Below are 17,023 nucleotides of genomic sequence, written 5' to 3'. Positions count from 1 at the left end.
GGGGGAGTCTCTTAGACGGGGGTGGTGAAGGTTCCGGCGAGGTTCTGGAGTTGGTAGATCCACGCCGTCCAGATTCCGGTGGCCATCAGGACGCCGACCAGCACGAGCAGGGTGCCGCCGGCGATATTGAAGGCGCGCATGTGGCGGCGCACGAAGCCCAGTGCGGTGCTGACCCAGCCCAGGCCTCTGGCGACGAGCACGAAGGGTATGCCCAGTCCCAGGCAGTAGACGAAGCCGAGCAGGGCCCCGCGCCATGCCCCTCCGGTGGTGGTGCTCAGGGCCAGCACGGCGCTGAGTGTCGGTCCCATGCAGGGTGTCCAGCCCAGGCCGAAGCCCAGGCCCAGCAGTGGGGCTCCGGCCAGGCCGGTCCGGGGGGTGAAGGAGGGGGTCGTGGTCCGTTGCAGGAAGGTGAGCATGCCCATCAACGCCAGTCCCATGAGGATGACGAGGACGCCGAGGATGCGGATCAGCAGGTCCTGCCAGCGCAGCAACCAGCCGCCGATCAGACCGAAGGCGGCCCCGTAGAGGGTGAAGACGGCGGCGAAGCCGAGGATGAACAGGCCCACTCCGGTCATCACCCGGCGGCGGTTGTCCGGGCGGGTGGGGTCGGACAGCCCGGAGACGTAGCCCAGATATCCGGGCACCAGCGGCAGGATGCACGGTGAGAGGAAGGAGACGATCCCGGCGATGGCCGCCAAGGGGATGGCCAGCAGCAGGGCGCCGGACTGGACCGTCTGAGCGAAGTACTCGCCCATTCATTTCCTCCTACGGGTCAGGACCGGGCTGTCCGGCCGAAGGTTTCGGGCGGGCAGGGTGCGGCGGGTGTGGGTGAGCGATGAAGGCATGTTCTTTCCTGGGCGGCCACCGTGCGATCCCCCCGTGGATGGAGGGGTGTGGGCCGGGCGGGAGGGTCAGTGGATGTAGGAGAAGACGCCCATCATCCCGGCCTCGGCGTGGTAGGCGTTGTGGCAGTGGGTCAGCCACTGACCCGGGTTGTCCGCCTCGAAGTCGAAGACGATGGTTTGCCGGGGTTTGATGATGACCGTGTCCTTGCGGGCGCCATGGTCGGCCAGCTGGAAGGTGTGGCCGTGCAGGTGCATGGGGTGCCACATGTCGGTGTCGTTGGTCATCGTGACCCGCACGCGTTCGTCCAACCGGAGTTCGAAGGCGCCCTCGAAGGGGTTGGCCGGGTCGAAGCGTCGCCCGTTGATGCCCCAGTCGTACTCCATCATCGATCCGGTGAGGCGTACCTCGTGGGTCCTGGTCGGGTCCTTGGGTGGGAGCAGGACGGATTCGTGTGCCTTCAGTCGGCTGCCATCGAGCACGGTTCCGCCCAGGGTCTGCGGGAGCCGACCGGAGAGCGTGGTCTTTGGACCGGCTGCGATGATGCCGTAGGCGTGGCCGGTCTTGCCCTCGGGCAGGGCCAGTACGGGCACCGCCTGGTCGCCGAGGGTGATCAGCACGTCCAGGCGTTCGCCCATCCCCAGGACGACGGCATCGGCCTGGCGGGGCTGGACCGGGAACCCGTCGGTGTGGGTGATGGTCAGTTCCTGGCCGGGGATCCCGACCCGGTAGGCGGTGTCTCCGGCCGCGTTGATCAAGCGCAGGCGGATCCGGTTGCCCGGGGTGCTGGAGAAGGTGTCCGGGTCGGATGGGGGGCGGCCGTTGAACAGGTGCACGGGGATCTTCACGTCGCCGGCGTCCCCGCCCAGATAGTCGCTCTCAGCGCCCATGAGCATGTGCTTCATGGGCATGCCCGAGGAGCTGTCCTGGCTCATGGACCCGTGGTCCATGCCCGCCATGCCGGCCATGCCCTCCATGTCGCCGGACATGTCCATCCCGGCGGAGAGTTCCTCGACGACGTCCTGCGGTGTTCCGGTGATCCCGTCGAGCCAGTCGTCCAGGATCACGACCCATTCCTGGTCGTAGCTGGGGGGCTCGTTGGGGTCCTCGACGATCAGGGCCCCGTACAGGGCGCGTTCGCGCTGGGTGTCGAAGTGGGAGTGGTACCAGTACGTGCCCGGATGGGACAGCCGGAAGCCGTACGTATAGCGTCCTCCGGCGGCGATGGGGTCCTGGGTCACCCCCTGGACTCCGTCGGCGTCGTTGCGCAGGGCCAGCCCGTGCCAGTGCACGCTCGTGTCCTCGGGCAGGTCGTTGGCGACGCTGACCTTGAGCAGGTCCCCGGTCTGGGCGCGCAGCAGCGGCCCGTTGAGGCCGTCGTTGTATCCCCAGGTGGTCAGGCCCCGACCCTGGACGGAGGTCTCGAGGGGTGCGGCGGAGAGCCGGTGGGTGACGGTGCTGCCCGAGGCGGCGCGTCGTTTCTCGTACTCGGCGACCAGCGGGTCGGTGGGCAGGATGCGCCCTGACGGTTGGGGGCTGATGGCGGGATCGGCGCAGGCGGCCAGCCCGGCCAGCGCCAGGGCCCCGACGGAGGCGCCCAGGAAGGTGCGGCGGGTGGTCAGTGAGGAGGTCATCGGTTCTTCTTTCCGTCATCCGGCCCCGTGTCGCAGGCGGGCGCGACGGGGCCGGGCATGGCTGATCAGTTGCTGGGTGAGGCCGGTGGCGTACCGGGGCTGCGTGCCGCTGTCACCCGGAGGTATTGGCGGACCCTGCGCTCACCGGTGGGGCGCGGTCGGGGGCTTTAGGTGCGGCTGATGGCCAGTTGAGCCAGTGAAGGGTCCACGGGGGCCGGAAATGGGCAACCCAGGGCACGGGTGGTGCGGTCAGTCCCCCACCGGGGCTAGGCAGGAGGGCCCGGGAGGCCAAGTGGGACACGACAGGTGCCTTGGTCAGGGCCGAGGCGCAGGTATCGTCCACGGCCTCCAGGGCACAGACCGGCAGCCCGGGGTCGGCTGCCTCATCCCCGGCAGGCTCGGCCGGGAGCACGACCTCGGGCACCATGCCGGCCGGACCGATGGCCCCCGGCCCGAGGTGATGAACAGTTGTGGCGGCGGCCGTACCGGTGGCGGCCCAAGCCGCGCTGGTGCCCGTACCAGCGTGCATCCCGAGCAGGCCCAGGATCAACACGAGGGTGCCCAGAACGGTTCGAAGGGCGGGCCAGCCGGACAGGGGGCGGCGGGAGGAGGTCACAGCAGCGATTCGGTGGTGTTCCCGCCGTCCGTGGTGGACAGCACGGTCGAGCCGACGACCAGCAGTGCTTCGGTCTGCCCGTCGTCGGTGATGCCCGTTCCCAGGGCGGTGGCCGTGCCGACCGGGCGGTCGCTGGCGGTCCAGGTGTCGCCGGCGTCGGTGCTGGTCAGCAGGTGTCCCTCGGTGCCGGCGCCCACGGCGGTGGTGTCATCGGCCCAGGCGACCAGGTGCATCAGCTGGGGGGTGTCCAGGGTGGTCCAGGTCGCGCCGTGGTCGGTCGAGCGCAACATGCCGGTTTCGGTGGTGGCCAGCACGGTCCCGGTTTGGGGGGAGATCGCCAGCGATGCCGGGGCGACGGGGATCTCAAGGCTCTGCCAGGTGAGGCCGTCGGTGCTGGCGCGCAGTTGCCCATCGAAGCCGAGGACCCCGTTCGGGCCGGCGGCCAGGGTGTGGAAATCGGATGCGCCGCCGCGGGAGAGCACCGTCCAGCTCTGGCCCCGGTCGGTGGACTCGGCCAGGCCCAGCGGCTCGGGCAGGTCGGTGCGCGGCGCGGGGTGACCCGAGGCCAGGTAGCGGCCCTCGGGAGTCAGAGTGAAACCCATGAAGTCCACGACCGGACCGACCTGGGTCAGCTCCCCGTCCTGGAGCCGGAACAGGCCCTGGTGGGTGGCCAGCAGCACCTCACCGGACTCGGGGTCCCGGGTGAGGGCATGGACGTGGGTGATGGCCGTGCCGGTGCCCTGCGTGCCGGTGCCGGCCGCCGGGGATGTCGCGGGGTTCGGCGCGGCGCAGGCGGTGAGGGTGCCAGCGCCGAGCAGGGTCAGCCCGCCGGCGATCAGGGTTCTGCGGGTCAGGGGGGTCATGGAGCCTTTCCGCCCCGGGCCAAAAGGCGGGGCTTCTACCATTGTCGGCCGGTGACGCGCCGGGATGGGGCGGTTTGCCTTGAAGATTCGATGAAGATTCCCCGCCCCGGCACCGTTCTGAGCCGCCGGGGCGCGAGACAGAGCGAGACTGGACCCATGAACTCTGGCACTGGCACTGGGACTGACACTGGGACTGGTCCGGCGGCCGGCCGGGTGTTGGTGGTCGATGACGAGAAGCCGCTGGCGCGCATGGTGGCCACCTACCTGGAGCGGGCCGGCTACGAGGTGGCCCTCACCCACACCGGCCCGGCCGCAGTGCAGGCCGCCCGGGTTCACGAGCCCGACGTGATGGTCCTGGACCTGGGCCTGCCCGGGCTGGACGGGATCGAGGTGTGCCGGCGGGTGCGGGCCTTCTCCGAGTGCTATGTGCTGATGCTCACCGCCCGCGGCGATGAGCACCACCGGTTGGAGGGATTGGCGGTGGGGGCCGATGACTACATCACCAAACCCTTCAGCGTCCGGGAGCTGGTCGCCCGGGTGGGGGCGGTCATGCGCCGGCCGCGCACAACGGGGTCAGCCCCCGAACCGGAACGGGTCTGCGGTGACCTGGTCATCGACCTGGCCGCCCACGAGGCCCGCGTGTCGGGCCAGGTGGTGCAACTAACGCGCACGGAGTTCGACCTGCTGGCCGCCTTGTCGGGGCGCCCGCACCAGGCCTTCTCCCGGCGCCAGCTGATCGATATCGTCTGGGACCCGGCCTGGGTGGGCGATGAACGGCTCGTGGACGTGCACATCAAGAACCTGCGCCGCAAGCTCGACGCGGACCCGGCCCGCTATATCGACACCGTCCGCGGGGTCGGCTACCGGATGGCGGAGCAATGACCAGCCGGCGGCGCTACCAAGGATTAGCGGCCCGGTTCTTCCTCGCCCAGCTGCTGGTGGTGGGGGCCAGCGTGCTGGCCGCGGTGGTGGTGGCCTCCCTGGCCGGCCCACCACTGTTCCACGAGCACCTGGAACAGGCCGGGGCCGGACACGATGCAGCCCAGATGCTGCACGTGGAGCAGGCCTACCGGGACGCCAATTTCTGGACCCTGGGCGTGGCCCTGGCCACGGCCTTGATCTGTTGTCTGGCATTGACCTGGCATGTCGCCCGCCGGATCCAGAGTCCGATCAACGCCCTGACCCAGGCGGCCAAGGCCATGGCCGGTGGACGGTACGACACCCGCGTGCCGGCCATGGGCGCCGGCACCGAGGTGGAGGAGCTGGCAGGGTCTTTCAACACCATGGCCGCACGGCTTCAGCGCACCGAGGACACCCGTCGACGGATGCTCTCGGACCTGGCCCACGAGCTACGCACCCCCGTCTCCGTGCTGACCGTCTACCACGAGGCCCTGCAAGACGGGGTGTCCCACTGGGACGAGCCCACCGGTGAGCTGATGGGTGGGCAGCTGGCCCGGTTGACCCGGCTGGTGGAGGACATCAACGACGTCTCCCGCGCCGAGGAGGGCCGGATCGAACTGGACCGCAGCCCCCAAGGGGTCAGCGGGCTGCTGCATGCCGCGACCGAGGCCCACAAGGAGGCCTACGCCACCAAGGGCGTGGCCCTGACCATGGACGCCGATCCGGGCCTGGCCGTGGACGTGGACCGCCAGCGCATGGGCCAGGTCCTGGACAACCTGCTCACCAACGCCCTGCGCCACACCCCGGCCGGGGGCCGGGTCACCCTCGAGGCCCGACAAAGCCCGTCCGGGGTCACGCTCAGCGTCACCGACACCGGGGAGGGGATCTCTCCCGAGCACCTGCCGCACGTCTTCGAACGCTTCTACCGCGGGGACACCGCCCGCGACCGTGACCACGGCGGCTCCGGGGTCGGCCTGGCCATCTCCCGAGCTCTCATCCAGACCCACGGCGGCACCTTGAGCGTCACCTCCACCACGGCCGGGGCGACGTTCACCATCGACCTGCCCACCAAGCAGCCCCCCGACCAGCCCACCTACCGGCGCACCCGTTTATCCACCGTGAACACCGGCGCTCCACCCCTTGAATGATACCCCCGGGGGGTATATACCAATTGGAGAGGCGCCGTCCGGCGCCGCCCTCAGACCTGAAGGAGACCGTCATGACCGAATCCGCCCGCACCCCGCTGCCGGGGGCCACCAACGGCTGCTCGTGCTGCGCCCCAGCCGCCGACGCCACCGCCCCCGCCGGGCACCAGAGTGCCGACCCAACCGGGACGAGCGCCGGCGACGCGACCTACCAGGTGGAGGGCATGACCTGCGGACACTGCGTGGGCTCCGTCGCCGAGGCCGTGAGCGCCCTGGACGGGGTGGACGATGTCCGGGTCGAACTGGTCGCCGGCGGGGCCTCCCCCGTCACCGTGACCGGGCCCGCCTCCGCGGACTCCGTGCGGACGGCCATCGAAGCGGCCGGCTACCGCGTCCGGATCTAACCGACCCATCCCCTCGAGGTCGGCGCCCCACCGCCGAGCCGGTCGCCGAACAGACCGCCGAGCAGAAGGAACACCATGAGCACCCCGCACCACCACGATCACCCCACCGACCAGACCGCCGAACACCCAGACCCGAACCCCCACGCCGGCCACGCCAACCACACCGACCATGCCGCCCACCACCCCGCGGACGCGGCCACCCACGGGCAGGCCATGCCCCAGGGCCACGCCCACTCGGCCCTGGACGAGGACCACCAGGTCCACGACCACGGTCAGCACGCCGGGCATTCCACCGCGATGTTCAAGAACCGGTTCTGGGTCTCACTGGTGCTCTCCATCCCGGTGGTGTTCTTCAGCCACATGGTCGGGCAGCTGCTGGGCTACCACGTCCCCGAGTTCCCGGGCTCGGCGTGGATTGCCCCGGTGCTGGGCACCGTGATCTACCTCTATGGCGGCATGCCCTTCCTGAAGGGCGGGCTGACCGAGTTGCGCGCCCGCCAGCCCGGGATGATGCTGCTGATCGCGATGGCCATCACGGTGGCCTTCGTCGCCTCCTGGGTCACGACCCTGGGCATCGGGGACCTGATGCTGGACTTCTGGTGGGAGCTGGCGCTGCTGGTGGTCATCATGCTGCTGGGCCACTGGATGGAGATGCGCGCCCTGGGCGCGGCCTCCTCCGCCTTGGACGCGCTGGCGGCGCTGCTGCCGGAGGAGGCCGAGAAGGTCGTGGACGGTGACACCATCACCGTGCCGATCACCGAGTTGGCCGTGGGCGATGTGGTGCTAGTGCGGGCCGGGGCCCGGGTGCCGGCCGACGGGACCATCCTCGAGGGCGCCGCGGAGTTCGACGAGGCGATGATCACCGGGGAGTCGAAGCCCGTGCTGCGCCAGGCCGGGGACACGGTGGTCGCTGGGACCGTGGCCACCGACAACACCGTGCGGGTGAAGGTGGCCGCCGTCGGGACCGACACGACCCTGGCCGGGATCCAGCGGATGGTCGCCGACGCCCAGGAATCCTCCTCCCGCGCCCAGGCGTTGGCCGACCGGGCGGCGGCCCTGCTGTTCTGGTTCGCCCTGGTTGCGGCGATCATCACCGCGATCGTGTGGACCGCGATCGGCCAGCCCACCGACGCGGTCACCCGCACCGTGACCGTGCTGGTCATCGCCTGCCCGCACGCCCTGGGCCTGGCCATCCCGCTGGTGATCGCCCTCTCCACGGAGAAGGCCGCCAAGTCCGGGGTCCTGATCAAGGACCGGATGGCCCTGGAGCGGATGCGCACCATCGACGTGGTCCTGTTCGACAAGACCGGCACCCTGACCGAGGGCGCCCACGTCGTCACCGCCGTCACCGCGATGCCTGGCGTGTCCGAGGCAGAACTGCTGGCGGTGGCCGCCGCGGCCGAGGCTGACAGCGAGCACCCCGTGGCCCGGGCCATCGTCACCGCCGCCGGGCAGCACCCGCAGGCCAGCACGTTGCGCAAGCGCGGCACGGACTTCAGTGCTGCCATGGGCCGCGGGGTGCGCGCCACCGTGGACGGCTCCGAGATCCTCGTCGGGGGCCCGAACATGCTGCGCGAGCTTAACCTGACCATGCCGGCGGAGATCACTGAGCACACCGCCTCCTGGACCGCGCGCGGGGCCGGGGTGTTGCACGTGCTGCGCGAGGGGTCCGTTATCGGCGCGGTCGCCGTGGAGGACAAGGTCCGCCCCGAGTCCCGGGCCGCCGTGGCCGCCCTGCACGCCCGCGGCATCAAGGTCGCGATGATCACCGGCGATGCCCGCCAGGTCGCCGAGGCCGTCGGGGCGGACCTGGGCATCGACGAGGTCTTCGCCGAGGTCCTCCCCCAGGACAAGGACACCAAGGTCACCGAGTTGCAGTCCCGGGGACTGTCCGTGGCCATGGTGGGCGACGGCGTCAACGACGCCCCGGCACTGGCGCGGGCCGAGGTCGGCATCGCCATCGGCGCCGGCACCGACGTGGCCATGGAGTCCGCCGGCGTTGTGCTGGCCAGCAACGACCCCCGCGCGGTGCTGTCGATGATCGAGCTCTCCCAGGCCAGCTACACCAAGATGATCCAGAACCTGGTGTGGGCCACCGGCTACAACGTGCTCGCCGTGCCGCTGGCCGCCGGCGTGCTCGCCCCGATCGGGTTCGTGCTCTCCCCCGCGGTGGGCGCGATCCTGATGTCCGCCTCCACCATCGTGGTCGCCCTCAACGCCCAACTGCTGCGCCGGATCAACCTGGACCCGGGCCACCTGGCCCCCCTCGGCGCCCCCCGGCCGGAGGCTGCCCTTCAACCCGCGACCTCCTGATCGCGGCTCTTGGCGCGAACTCTGATATGAACCCTCAACCCACTATGGAAGGACCCACCATGAAACGCACCATGACGCTGACCGCCCTGGCCCTGGCCTCCGCCCTGACCTTGACCGCCTGCGGCACCGGCGCCCAGGACGAGAACGCTGGCGCTGAGGCCTCGGCCACTGCGACCAGCTCCGCCCCGGCCGCCACCCCTGCGGCCACGGCCACCGCGACACCGTCCACCACGGCGACCGGTTCGGCTGAGGAGGTCTCCGCCGAGCACAACGACGCGGACGTGATGTTCGCCCAAATGATGATCCCGCACCACCAGCAGGCCGTTGAGATGAGCGAGATGCTGCTGGCCAAGGATGACGTCCCGGCGGAGGTGGCCGCATTCGCCCAGAAGGTCATCGACGCCCAGGGGCCGGAGATCAAGCGCATGAACTCCATGCTCACCGCCTGGGGCCAAGACCCCGTGGACACGGACGGCATGGACGGTATGGAGGGCATGGACCACGGCGGGATGTCCGGGATGATGTCCGAGGAGGACATGACCGCCCTCGACCAGGCCCAGGGCACCGAGGCCGCCCGGTTGTACCTGGAGCAGATGACCGCCCACCACAAGGGCGCCGTGGACATGGCCAAGGACGAGGCCAAGGACGGCCAGAACCCGCAGGCCGTGCAGCTCGCCGAGCAGGTCATCGCCGACCAGGAGGCCGAGATCACCGAAATGCAACAGATGCTCGACAAGCTCTGAGCACCGTCGTCCGCTGCGGGCATCCGGTGAGACGCGGCTGGCGATAGACCCCGAAACCGGAACAGGTCCTCCAGGAAAGGAGACGAGCATGCAGGACAAGATCAAGGTCGCGGTGAACGGGTACGGGGTCATCGGCAAACGCGTCGCCGACGCGGTCCGGGCCCAGGAGGACATGGCGCTGGTCGGAGTCAGTGACGTCATCGCTGACTACCGGATCGCGACTGCGGCCGGGAAGGGTATCCCCGTCTACGCCTCTACCGAGCAGGCCCTACCGGTGATGGCGGATGCCGGCCTTCCCGTCGTCGGAGGCCTGCACGACCTGCTCGAGAACGTTGACGTCGTGGTGGACTGCACCCCGGCCCAGGTGGGCGCCGGCAACCTGGAGCTCTACCGTGCCCACGGGGTCAAATCCGTGTTCCAGGGCGGGGAGAAGCACGATCTCACCGGCCACTCCTTCGTCGCCCACGCCAACTACGCCACCGCCCTGGGCCGGGACAGCACCCGGGTGGTGTCCTGCAATACCACCGCCACCGTCCGGGCCCTTACCGCGCTGAAGGACGTCGGACTGCTGTCCAAGGCCCGGGGGGTGCTCATCCGCCGGGCCACCGATCCGTGGGAATCGGACCACTCGGGGATCATGAACACCATCGTCCCCGAGGGCCGAATCCCCAGCCATCAGGGGCCCGACGCCCAGTCGGTGGTCCCGGACCTGGACGTGGTCACCATGGCCGCCAAGGGAGCCCACACTCAGAACCACCTGCACTACTGGACGATCGAGCTCACCCGCCCGGCCGAGAAGCAGGAGGTGTTGGAGGCGTTCCGGGCGATGCCGCGGATCGCCTTCGTCCGGCGCTCGGACGGCGTCGTGGCGGTCAATAGCACCGTGGAACTCATGGAGGACCTGGGCCGGCCCCGGGGTGATATGTATGAGGTGGCCCTCTGGGAAGACATCCTCACCGTGGACGGCAACGAGCTGTACTACACCTACACGGTGGACAACCAGGCGATCGTCGTCCCCGAGAACATCGACGCGATCCGGGCCCTCACCGGAACCGTCGACGACGGCGGCGAGTCCATCCGGCGCACCGACCGCGCCTTGGGGGTGCGCCAGGACTTCGTGCGCTCCTCGGTGGCTGCCCGTTGAACTGCGCGGCAGACGCCGCTGAGGCGGTGCCCGGCCCCAGGAATGGGGGGTGGTCGGACACCGCTTCGGCGGCCGCGGACTACCGCAGCGGTCCTATGGCCTCCGGTCAGGTGCGAGAGGCCGTCGCGATCGCGTTGATGGCCTCATCCAACACCGCATTGAACTGCGCTGGGCTCTGGGCCGTACTCAGCCCTTCGGTCAGGGCGCGGGAGAAGCTGGCGATCACGCCGTGGTTGCGGGCCAGCAGGGTGGTGGCCTGGGCCCGGGTATAGCCGCCCGACAGGGCCAGGACGCGGATCACTCGGGGATGGTCCACGAACTCGCGGTAGAAGTCCGCCCGCTCCGGCAGCGTCACTTTGAGGATGACCGACTGGTCGTCTCCGAGCTTGTCCAATTGGGCGAGGATTGCCGCCTTGAGCTGGCCCTCCACCTCGGCCTTGCGGGGGCTGCGGATATCCACCTCGGGCTCGATGATGGGCACCAGCCCGGTAACGAGGATCTGACGGGCGAGCCCGAACTGCTGCTCCACGACGGAGCCCACCCCGTCCCCGGGCAGCTTGATGACCGAGCGCATCTTCGTCCCGAACATGTGCTTTTCGACGGCTCGAGACAGTAAGTCATCCAGGTGCGGGATGGGTTTCATGAGCTGGGCGCCTTGCTGTTCCGGGGCCAAGCCCTGGTCGATTTTGAGGAAGGGCACGATGCCTTTGCTGTTCCACAGGTAGTCGCCCGTGGGGGAACCCTCCACCTGGCGGTTCATTGTGTTCTCGAACAGGATGGCCCCCATGACGCGCTCACCGTCGAAGCTGGGGCTGGTGATGATACGTGTGCGCACCTGGTGTACCAGGTCGAACATCTCCTCTGGGCCGGAGTAGGCATCCTTGTCGATCCCGTAGAGGTGCAAGGCCGCCGGGGTGCTGCCCCCGCTCTGGTCCAGCGCCGCGACGAATCCGGCACCGTTCCTGACCCTCTGATACTTCTCCGAGTCCATGGGAGCCTTCCGCGGCGAGGGAGCACGGTGGTCCAGGTTCCCTGCGCGCGTCATGGACGACTGGCCGCCCTCAAGGGGGAACGGTCATCAGCAGGCTCAACCCAGGGTGACGAGCAGGTCCGCGCAGGCCTGCTCACACCGGCGGCAGGCCTCGGCACACACCTTGCAGTGCTCGTGCATCTGGGCGTGGCTCTCGCACTCCTCCGCGCACGCCTTGCACGCGGTCCGGCAGGCCTCGAGCAGGGCGCGAGTGGTCTCGACGTTGTTGCCGGTCTGCCGGGACAACACCCTGCCCGTGGCGGCGCAAACTTCGGCGCAGTCCAGGTTCAACCGGATGCACTGCCTCAGGTCGGCGACCATGTCCTCGGCCAGGCAGGCGTCCGCGCAGGCGGTGCACGTCTGGGCGCACTCGAAGCAGGCCTGGATGCATTCGGCCAGTTTCTGCCGATCGATGTTCCCCACCTCCTTCGGGTAGGTCTCCAGCATGGCGCTCACGTGATGGGTCATGATGTGCTCCTTCGTCGATCTGATCCGACGCACCGGCCTTCGCCGGCCCGCCCTGCCATCGACCGTAGACCGCCCCGCCGACGCGGGTGAAGGGCTCAACCTTGAAGGTTCCGTGAAGATCGCCGGCCACGGAGGCCCGCGGACTCCTTTACGGGCAGGGATGACGCAGGTGTGACCAGCTGCCCCTCAGCCCGGCCGACGGCCCTGAGGACCACGCCGACGGGGAGGACCAGCAGGGCTCGCCTCAACGTGGATCCTGTCGGACCGGACGGTCGGTGTCGGGAAGAGCGCTTATGCGATCCGACCAGGGGCGTCGAGGCCGCCGGTGCAGGCCGCCCCGGGCTCAGGCGCGTCGGGGGACTGCCAGTACTCGGCCACGAACTGCTCGATCCGTTCATCCTCCGGGGAATCCACCGCCACCTGCGCCTGCCAGGCCGAAAGCACGATGGGCGAATCCAGGCCCTCGTAGGGGGCCAGGACGACATAGGCGTCCGGTAGGGCCGTCCGCAGGGCATCGACTTGCTCCTGTGAGAGCGCCTCGGAATCGTAGGCGGCACCGTGCTCCAAAGCGTGCACGGCATTCTCGTTGGGTACTGGTTCGGTGTAGACCCCACAGTTGAGCCAGGCGCTGGCATGATCGCCACCCACCGGCGGCGACTGCTCGTAGTCCACAGGGGTGCTCACGTGGTTAGCGCTGAGCCCCTCGAAGGTCTGCAGCCCGGCGATCTCAATGTCCTCCCGAGCCTGGGGCGGAGGATTCTGAATCACGGCGAGTGTCACCAGCCCGCCGACCACGGCGATGGCGGTGAGCGCTCCCGCTCCGACCAGAACCTTCCGCCGACGTTCAGCCTTGGCTTCCGGGTCTGCCGTGAGTTTGGTTGACATCTGATCTGTGGTCCCGGGAGGGACTGCTGGAAGGATGACCCCATGCCCGCTGCATACCCCCGGGAGTTCCGCCAGGACGTGGTCGCGATCGCCCGTAACGGTCAGATGCCGATCGCGCAGGTCGCTAAGGACTTCGGCATCACCGCCTCCTGCCTGCGACGCTGGCTGGCCCAAGACGATGTCGAGGCCGGGATCCGGCCCGGCCTCACCAAAGCTGAGAACGAGGAGCTGAAGGCTCTCAAGCGCCGTAACCGTGAATTGGAGATGGAGAACGAGGTCCTACGGCGTGCGGCCGCGTATCTGTCCCAGGCGAACCTGAAATTGGGTCAGTCCCCAAAATGACCTATCCCGTCGTGAAGGACCTGGCCCGCGACGGGATCCCCGTGAAACTCTCCTGCCGGGTCCTCGGGTTCTCCCGTCAGGCCTACTACCAGTGGCTGGCCGAACCTGTCAGCGCGCGGGAATGGTCCGACGCGCATGCCGCCAACGCCGTCCTCGACGCCCATGCCGATGACCCGGAGTTCGGATACCGGTTCCTGGCTGACGAGCTCCGCGGCCGTGGCTTGGACGTGTCGGACCACCAGGTGTTGAAGGCCTGCCGGCTCGTGCGTGTCCGCTGCTGCCACTCGATCCGCCGCGGCTCGGGCAAGCGTCCTGGCCCTGCCGTTCATGACGATCTGGTTCGTCGTCAGTTCCGCGCTGACAAGCCGAATCAGTTGTGGCTCACGGACATCTCAGAGCATTGGGCCGGGGATTCCAAGCTTTACCTCTGCGCGGTCAAGGACGTGTTCTCGAACCGGATCGTGGGCTACTCGATCGACCGGCGGATGAGCTCGCAGCTGGCCGTGGACGCCCTGCAGATGGCCCTGGCCCGGCGCGGAGGCAAAGCCGGAGTCCAGGGCTGCCGGGTGCATTCGGATCGAGGGTCGCAATTTCGGGCCAGGCGATTCGTGGAGACGCTTCGGGTCAACGGCTTGATCGGGTCGATGGGCCGGGTCGGTGCTGCTGGGGACAACGCGGCAATGGAATCCTTCTTCGCGCTGTTGCAGAAGAACGTGCTGAACCGGCGTCGCTGGGACTCCTTCGCCCAGCTCCGGCTCGCGATCGTGAGCTGGATCGAGCGGACCTATCACCGCCGTCGTAGGCAGGCCCGTCTCGGGAAGCTCACCCCCGTCGAGTTCGAGATGGTTCAATCAGTCCAGGCGGCTGCCGCCGCCTGATAACTCGTGTCAAGCAAACTCATGGCTGACCCTTCCGCCGGGGTGAACGTGTCGCCCGTCAGTTGTCACCTATCCGTGCAGCAGTCCCGCAGCAGTGGTGTCGAGATGCGGTGAACATTGCCTAGGACGCGCGATGAACTCTGCTCCACGCCAGACGTTCACACCGGCGCCAGTAGGAGACGTCGGAGCGTCGGTTACCGACACGGAGTGACAGTCTCCTGCAGCCACGGACGGGAGTCGTCCAGCCTCGCCAGGGACGCAGTACGACCGCATGAACCTGGCGGGCGTCACAACGGAATCAGTGGGTCGCAGTGGTCTGCTGGTACACCGTGAGCTGGGTGGAACCGTCCACGTTTGTGTACGTGCTGGACATGATGGCCTCGAAAGGAGGCTCCTCGCCTCGGTGGGCCTTGGCCCGGTAGACGAGGGTGGCGGCCGAGGGCCCGGCGGGAATCAGTCGCTCGTCCGTGAGCTCGTAGTTGTCCCAGGCGGGTGCGGCATTCAGGGAGGCCATCACTGCGTCGCGGTCGAGAACAGCACCGTTGACGAGGATCATGACCCCGTCGTCGGGCATCAGGTTGCCGTAGAAATCGGCCCCTTCAGAACGGCAGAGAGCGTCCCAGCCGGCGCGCTCGAGGTCGCGAAGGTGATTCATGTCCAAGGCGGTCATACATCTATGAAAACCGTGACTGAGCATCCTCGCCAAGCGTTCGGGCGCCCCCCCGAGGCACGCCGCGCGCTCCCTCTACTAAGGAGTCTTCGTGCTCAGGGGTGGTCAGCTCGAGGCCTCCGAGCGCACCCTGAGAAGGGTTGCCGGCAAGACTTGGCGAGGGGCAGGAAGACCGCGCGCGACACGAGGGGATGTTGAGACGCACGAAAGGTTGCGCAAGTCAACCGCTGTGTCTTGCCCGCCTCCCGGAGCTCGGACCCCCTGCTGTCACCGAACGCCAGAGCATCATGCCTCAGGCATACCCCGACTGCGCGTCGTCAGCCTGCATCCATTGGCCCTGCCCATCGCCTTTCAAACCGGTCGTCAGAATGAGCCCGTCGCTACGGAGACCGAGCGAATGGGTCGATCCCGCTGCGATGGCCACGACATCTCGCCAGGCTTGAGTGCGGCACTGACCGAGACTGTCGTTTCCGCCCGCTAGAACTCGTCCGTCCTCGGTCAATCCGAGCACGTGATGGCTGCCAGCCGAAACCGCCGTTATGCCCCGCCAGCGGCGCGTCTCATCAAGGCCTGCGGCAGCGTCCCCACAGGCCAGGACGGAGCCGTCCTTCATGAGACCCAGGGTATGGAGGTAGCCGGCCGCGATCCCCACGACATGGGTCCACCCGCCCACGGTCCCCTGCCCACGCGTGTTCAACCCCTTGGCCACGACGGTCCCATCTGACCGCAATCCGACGGAGTGCCAGTCCCCGGCAGCGACGGCAACAATCTCTGACCAGCCCTCCACGTCGCACGCCCCGTCGTCCCGCCGGCCTATGGCCATCACTGAGCCGTCTGCGCGCACGCCCAGGGTGCGACGCCATCCTGCGGCGACACCCACCATCTCGTCCCACTCCGCGACCTCGCACTGCCCGTGCGCGTTCCAGCCCGCGGCGAGGACCGTGCCGTCGGCGCATAGTCCCAACGAGTGGGACCGGCCCGTATTACGTGCGGCGTGGACATTTCCGGCGGCCACCGCGACAACGTTGGTCCACTCGGTCACGGCGCACTCGTCCGCCCCGGGCGGGCCTGCGGCCAGCACGCGACCACTGCCGGTAAGGGCCAGCGAGTGTCGTCGACCAGCCGCCAGGGGGACCCGCTGAATGGTCATCGGACGATATCCCGCAGGGGCGTCCACCCCACAGGAAGCGGCCAGCGGATGGCTGCCCGTTGCCGGTCTGCTTCGCGGGACCACCCCTGGGCCTCCCCAGCTGTCCCCACCGGGCCGCGGGCGACGCGCAAACCGACATCTTCGAGAACAGCATCTGGGGCGCTTCCACGGCGCACCGAAGCGCGCACACTCCACGGTTCATCGGCCCATCCTCCGCCGCGCAGGGTGCGGTAGTCGCCGTACCGAGCGGTGTCGGCGTAGTCCCAGCACCATTCCCAGACGTTGCCGAGCATGTCATGCAGACCCCACGGGTTGGCCCCCTTCTGCCCGACGGGCTGAGGCCCGTCGAGGTGGTCGAGGCTGGTCCAGGCGACGTCTTCAAGTGGCCCGTAGGTCGGTGAGGTCGTGCCGGCGCGGCAGGCGTACTCCCACTCGGCCTCGGTGGGAACACGGTACCCGTCGGCAGCGGTGTTCCAGGCGACGGTGCGCCCATCCTCGCCACGCGTGTAGGCCGACTGCAGGTCGTCGGTCTCGGAGAGCTCGTTGCAGAGGCCGATGGTGTCAAACCACGTCAGGGCTGTGATCGGCCGTCCGGTGCGCGGGTCGTGGAGGGGATGCACGGCCATCTCGAAGGACTCCACCTCCACGGCGCGCGTAGTCTGGCGGCGGGCATCGCGGAGGGTGACCCTTCCGGAAGGAAGGGGGGCCATGATGGGCAGGGGCATGGCGTCAGCGTGGCACACCGCCTGACCGGAGAAAAGTTGTCGAGATGTAGCCAAGATTGCACACCTCGTAGCACGTGGAGGTCACGGACCAGCCGCCCTACTGCGCCCGAAGGGCCGTCAGCAGACCCCGCGGCTGGGTCGTGGGGATCTAGGGCGTGTCTGAGAATAGATGCACGAGTCAGCTGAGACCCTGGGGACATGTCCCGGTTCCAGATGCTCTCTGACACCCAATGGGAGTTGATCGCCCCGATGCTCCCGACCCGGACCGGC

At 68.8% G+C, this 17,023-nt stretch carries 15 protein-coding genes and 1 pseudogene; 7 read left to right on the top strand and 9 right to left on the bottom strand.

The annotated features are described in order from the left end of the window. Positions 1 to 11: 11 nt before the first annotated feature. The 3 genes from MHY29_RS07020 to MHY29_RS07010 form a co-directional block, all read right to left on the bottom strand. Positions 12 to 755 carry a cytochrome c biogenesis CcdA family protein gene (locus tag MHY29_RS07020; RefSeq protein WP_002854293.1) on the bottom strand — a complete coding sequence of 248 codons (744 nt, stop codon included), beginning with the start codon at positions 753 to 755 and terminating at the stop codon, positions 12 to 14. A 156-nt stretch (positions 756 to 911) separates the two neighbouring features. Continuing rightward, the gene (locus tag MHY29_RS07015) at positions 912 to 2,477 is read right to left on the bottom strand and encodes a multicopper oxidase family protein (protein WP_239239367.1); all 1,566 of its coding nucleotides are present in this window, start codon (positions 2,475 to 2,477) and stop codon (positions 912 to 914) included. A gap of 612 nt (positions 2,478 to 3,089) precedes the next feature. Then, positions 3,090 to 3,956 (bottom strand): F510_1955 family glycosylhydrolase, encoded by an 867-nt coding sequence (locus MHY29_RS07010; RefSeq protein WP_239239365.1) that lies wholly within the window; start codon positions 3,954 to 3,956, stop codon positions 3,090 to 3,092. 156 nt (positions 3,957 to 4,112) lie between these two features. Here MHY29_RS07010 and MHY29_RS07005 point away from each other — a divergent pair, with 156 nt between their 5' ends. The 6 genes from MHY29_RS07005 to MHY29_RS06980 all read left to right on the top strand — a co-directional run bounded on the left by MHY29_RS07005 (position 4,113) and on the right by MHY29_RS06980 (position 10,605). Continuing rightward, positions 4,113 to 4,838, top strand: a complete 726-nt coding sequence (locus tag MHY29_RS07005; RefSeq protein ID WP_144824174.1) for a response regulator transcription factor — start codon at positions 4,113 to 4,115, stop codon at positions 4,836 to 4,838. Beyond that, on the top strand, positions 4,835 to 6,004 hold the full coding sequence (locus MHY29_RS07000; protein WP_224355375.1) for a cell wall metabolism sensor histidine kinase WalK: 1,170 nt from the start codon (positions 4,835 to 4,837) through the stop codon (positions 6,002 to 6,004). Before MHY29_RS07005 ends, MHY29_RS07000 begins: the two co-directional genes overlap by 4 nt. Before the next feature lie 71 nt (positions 6,005 to 6,075). After that, positions 6,076 to 6,405: a heavy-metal-associated domain-containing protein gene (locus MHY29_RS06995; RefSeq protein WP_002854303.1), complete on the top strand. Its 330-nt coding sequence runs from the start codon at positions 6,076 to 6,078 to the stop codon at positions 6,403 to 6,405. Positions 6,406 to 6,480: 75 nt separating this feature from the next. Next, a complete protein-coding gene (locus MHY29_RS06990; RefSeq protein WP_144824176.1) occupies positions 6,481 to 8,718 on the top strand; it encodes a copper-translocating P-type ATPase in 2,238 nt (745 codons plus the stop codon). A gap of 59 nt (positions 8,719 to 8,777) precedes the next feature. Beyond that, entirely contained in the window at positions 8,778 to 9,461 is a 684-nt protein-coding gene (locus MHY29_RS06985) for a DUF305 domain-containing protein (RefSeq protein ID WP_002854313.1), read from the top strand. Between the two features lie 88 nt (positions 9,462 to 9,549). Next, on the top strand, positions 9,550 to 10,605 hold the full coding sequence (locus MHY29_RS06980) for a type II glyceraldehyde-3-phosphate dehydrogenase (RefSeq protein ID WP_002854314.1): 1,056 nt from the start codon (positions 9,550 to 9,552) through the stop codon (positions 10,603 to 10,605). 106 nt (positions 10,606 to 10,711) lie between these two features. Here the strand turns inward: MHY29_RS06980 and MHY29_RS06975 are convergent, their stop codons facing one another. From MHY29_RS06975 to MHY29_RS06965, 3 genes are all read right to left on the bottom strand, one after another. Continuing rightward, positions 10,712 to 11,596, bottom strand: a complete 885-nt coding sequence (locus tag MHY29_RS06975; protein ID WP_239239363.1) for a fructose bisphosphate aldolase — start codon at positions 11,594 to 11,596, stop codon at positions 10,712 to 10,714. 96 nt (positions 11,597 to 11,692) lie between these two features. Further along, positions 11,693 to 12,103, bottom strand: coding sequence for a four-helix bundle copper-binding protein (locus MHY29_RS06970; protein ID WP_239239361.1), 411 nt, complete (start codon positions 12,101 to 12,103; stop codon positions 11,693 to 11,695). Between the two features lie 291 nt (positions 12,104 to 12,394). Further along, positions 12,395 to 12,988, bottom strand: coding sequence for a DUF3105 domain-containing protein (locus MHY29_RS06965; RefSeq protein WP_239239359.1), 594 nt, complete (start codon positions 12,986 to 12,988; stop codon positions 12,395 to 12,397). Between the two features lie 42 nt (positions 12,989 to 13,030). On the opposite strand from MHY29_RS06965, the pseudogene MHY29_RS06960 reads away from it, so the two are divergent. Further along, positions 13,031 to 14,208, top strand: a pseudogene (locus tag MHY29_RS06960) (IS3 family transposase). Between the two features lie 298 nt (positions 14,209 to 14,506). On the opposite strand, the gene MHY29_RS06955 reads toward MHY29_RS06960, so the two are convergent. The 3 genes from MHY29_RS06955 to MHY29_RS06945 form a co-directional block, all read right to left on the bottom strand. Further along, positions 14,507 to 14,863 carry a nuclear transport factor 2 family protein gene (locus MHY29_RS06955; RefSeq protein WP_239239357.1) on the bottom strand — a complete coding sequence of 119 codons (357 nt, stop codon included), beginning with the start codon at positions 14,861 to 14,863 and terminating at the stop codon, positions 14,507 to 14,509. 307 nt (positions 14,864 to 15,170) lie between these two features. Beyond that, complete coding sequence (locus tag MHY29_RS06950; protein WP_239239355.1) at positions 15,171 to 15,920, bottom strand: RCC1 domain-containing protein; 750 nt, start codon at positions 15,918 to 15,920, stop codon at positions 15,171 to 15,173. 104 nt (positions 15,921 to 16,024) lie between these two features. Next, a complete protein-coding gene (locus MHY29_RS06945; RefSeq protein ID WP_239239353.1) occupies positions 16,025 to 16,753 on the bottom strand; it encodes an SUMF1/EgtB/PvdO family nonheme iron enzyme in 729 nt (242 codons plus the stop codon). Positions 16,754 to 17,023 lie beyond the last annotated feature (270 nt).

The organism is Micrococcus sp. ACRRV (assembly GCF_022346985.1).
GTDB lineage: Bacteria > Actinomycetota > Actinomycetes > Actinomycetales > Micrococcaceae > Micrococcus > Micrococcus porci.
This window is presented reverse-complemented; position numbering and strand designations above follow the sequence as displayed.

Excerpts from the sequence above, each read along its gene's own strand:
- MHY29_RS06965 (WP_239239359.1), bottom strand. The coding sequence starts at position 12,988 with ATGTCAACCAAACTCACGGCAGACCCGGAAGCCAAGGCTGAACGTCGG.
- MHY29_RS06955 (WP_239239357.1), bottom strand. The coding sequence starts at position 14,863 with ATGAATCACCTTCGCGACCTCGAGCGCGCCGGCTGGGACGCTCTCTGC.
- MHY29_RS07015 (WP_239239367.1), bottom strand. The coding sequence starts at position 2,477 with ATGACCTCCTCACTGACCACCCGCCGCACCTTCCTGGGCGCCTCCGTC.
- MHY29_RS07000 (WP_224355375.1), top strand. The coding sequence starts at position 4,835 with ATGACCAGCCGGCGGCGCTACCAAGGATTAGCGGCCCGGTTCTTCCTC.
- MHY29_RS06990 (WP_144824176.1), top strand. The coding sequence starts at position 6,481 with ATGAGCACCCCGCACCACCACGATCACCCCACCGACCAGACCGCCGAA.
- MHY29_RS07010 (WP_239239365.1), bottom strand. The coding sequence starts at position 3,956 with ATGACCCCCCTGACCCGCAGAACCCTGATCGCCGGCGGGCTGACCCTG.
- MHY29_RS07020 (WP_002854293.1), bottom strand. The coding sequence starts at position 755 with ATGGGCGAGTACTTCGCTCAGACGGTCCAGTCCGGCGCCCTGCTGCTG.
- MHY29_RS06975 (WP_239239363.1), bottom strand. The coding sequence starts at position 11,596 with ATGGACTCGGAGAAGTATCAGAGGGTCAGGAACGGTGCCGGATTCGTC.
- MHY29_RS07005 (WP_144824174.1), top strand. The coding sequence starts at position 4,113 with ATGAACTCTGGCACTGGCACTGGGACTGACACTGGGACTGGTCCGGCG.
- MHY29_RS06945 (WP_239239353.1), bottom strand. The coding sequence starts at position 16,753 with ATGCCCCTGCCCATCATGGCCCCCCTTCCTTCCGGAAGGGTCACCCTC.
- MHY29_RS06985 (WP_002854313.1), top strand. The coding sequence starts at position 8,778 with ATGAAACGCACCATGACGCTGACCGCCCTGGCCCTGGCCTCCGCCCTG.
- MHY29_RS06970 (WP_239239361.1), bottom strand. The coding sequence starts at position 12,103 with ATGACCCATCACGTGAGCGCCATGCTGGAGACCTACCCGAAGGAGGTG.
- MHY29_RS06980 (WP_002854314.1), top strand. The coding sequence starts at position 9,550 with ATGCAGGACAAGATCAAGGTCGCGGTGAACGGGTACGGGGTCATCGGC.
- MHY29_RS06995 (WP_002854303.1), top strand. The coding sequence starts at position 6,076 with ATGACCGAATCCGCCCGCACCCCGCTGCCGGGGGCCACCAACGGCTGC.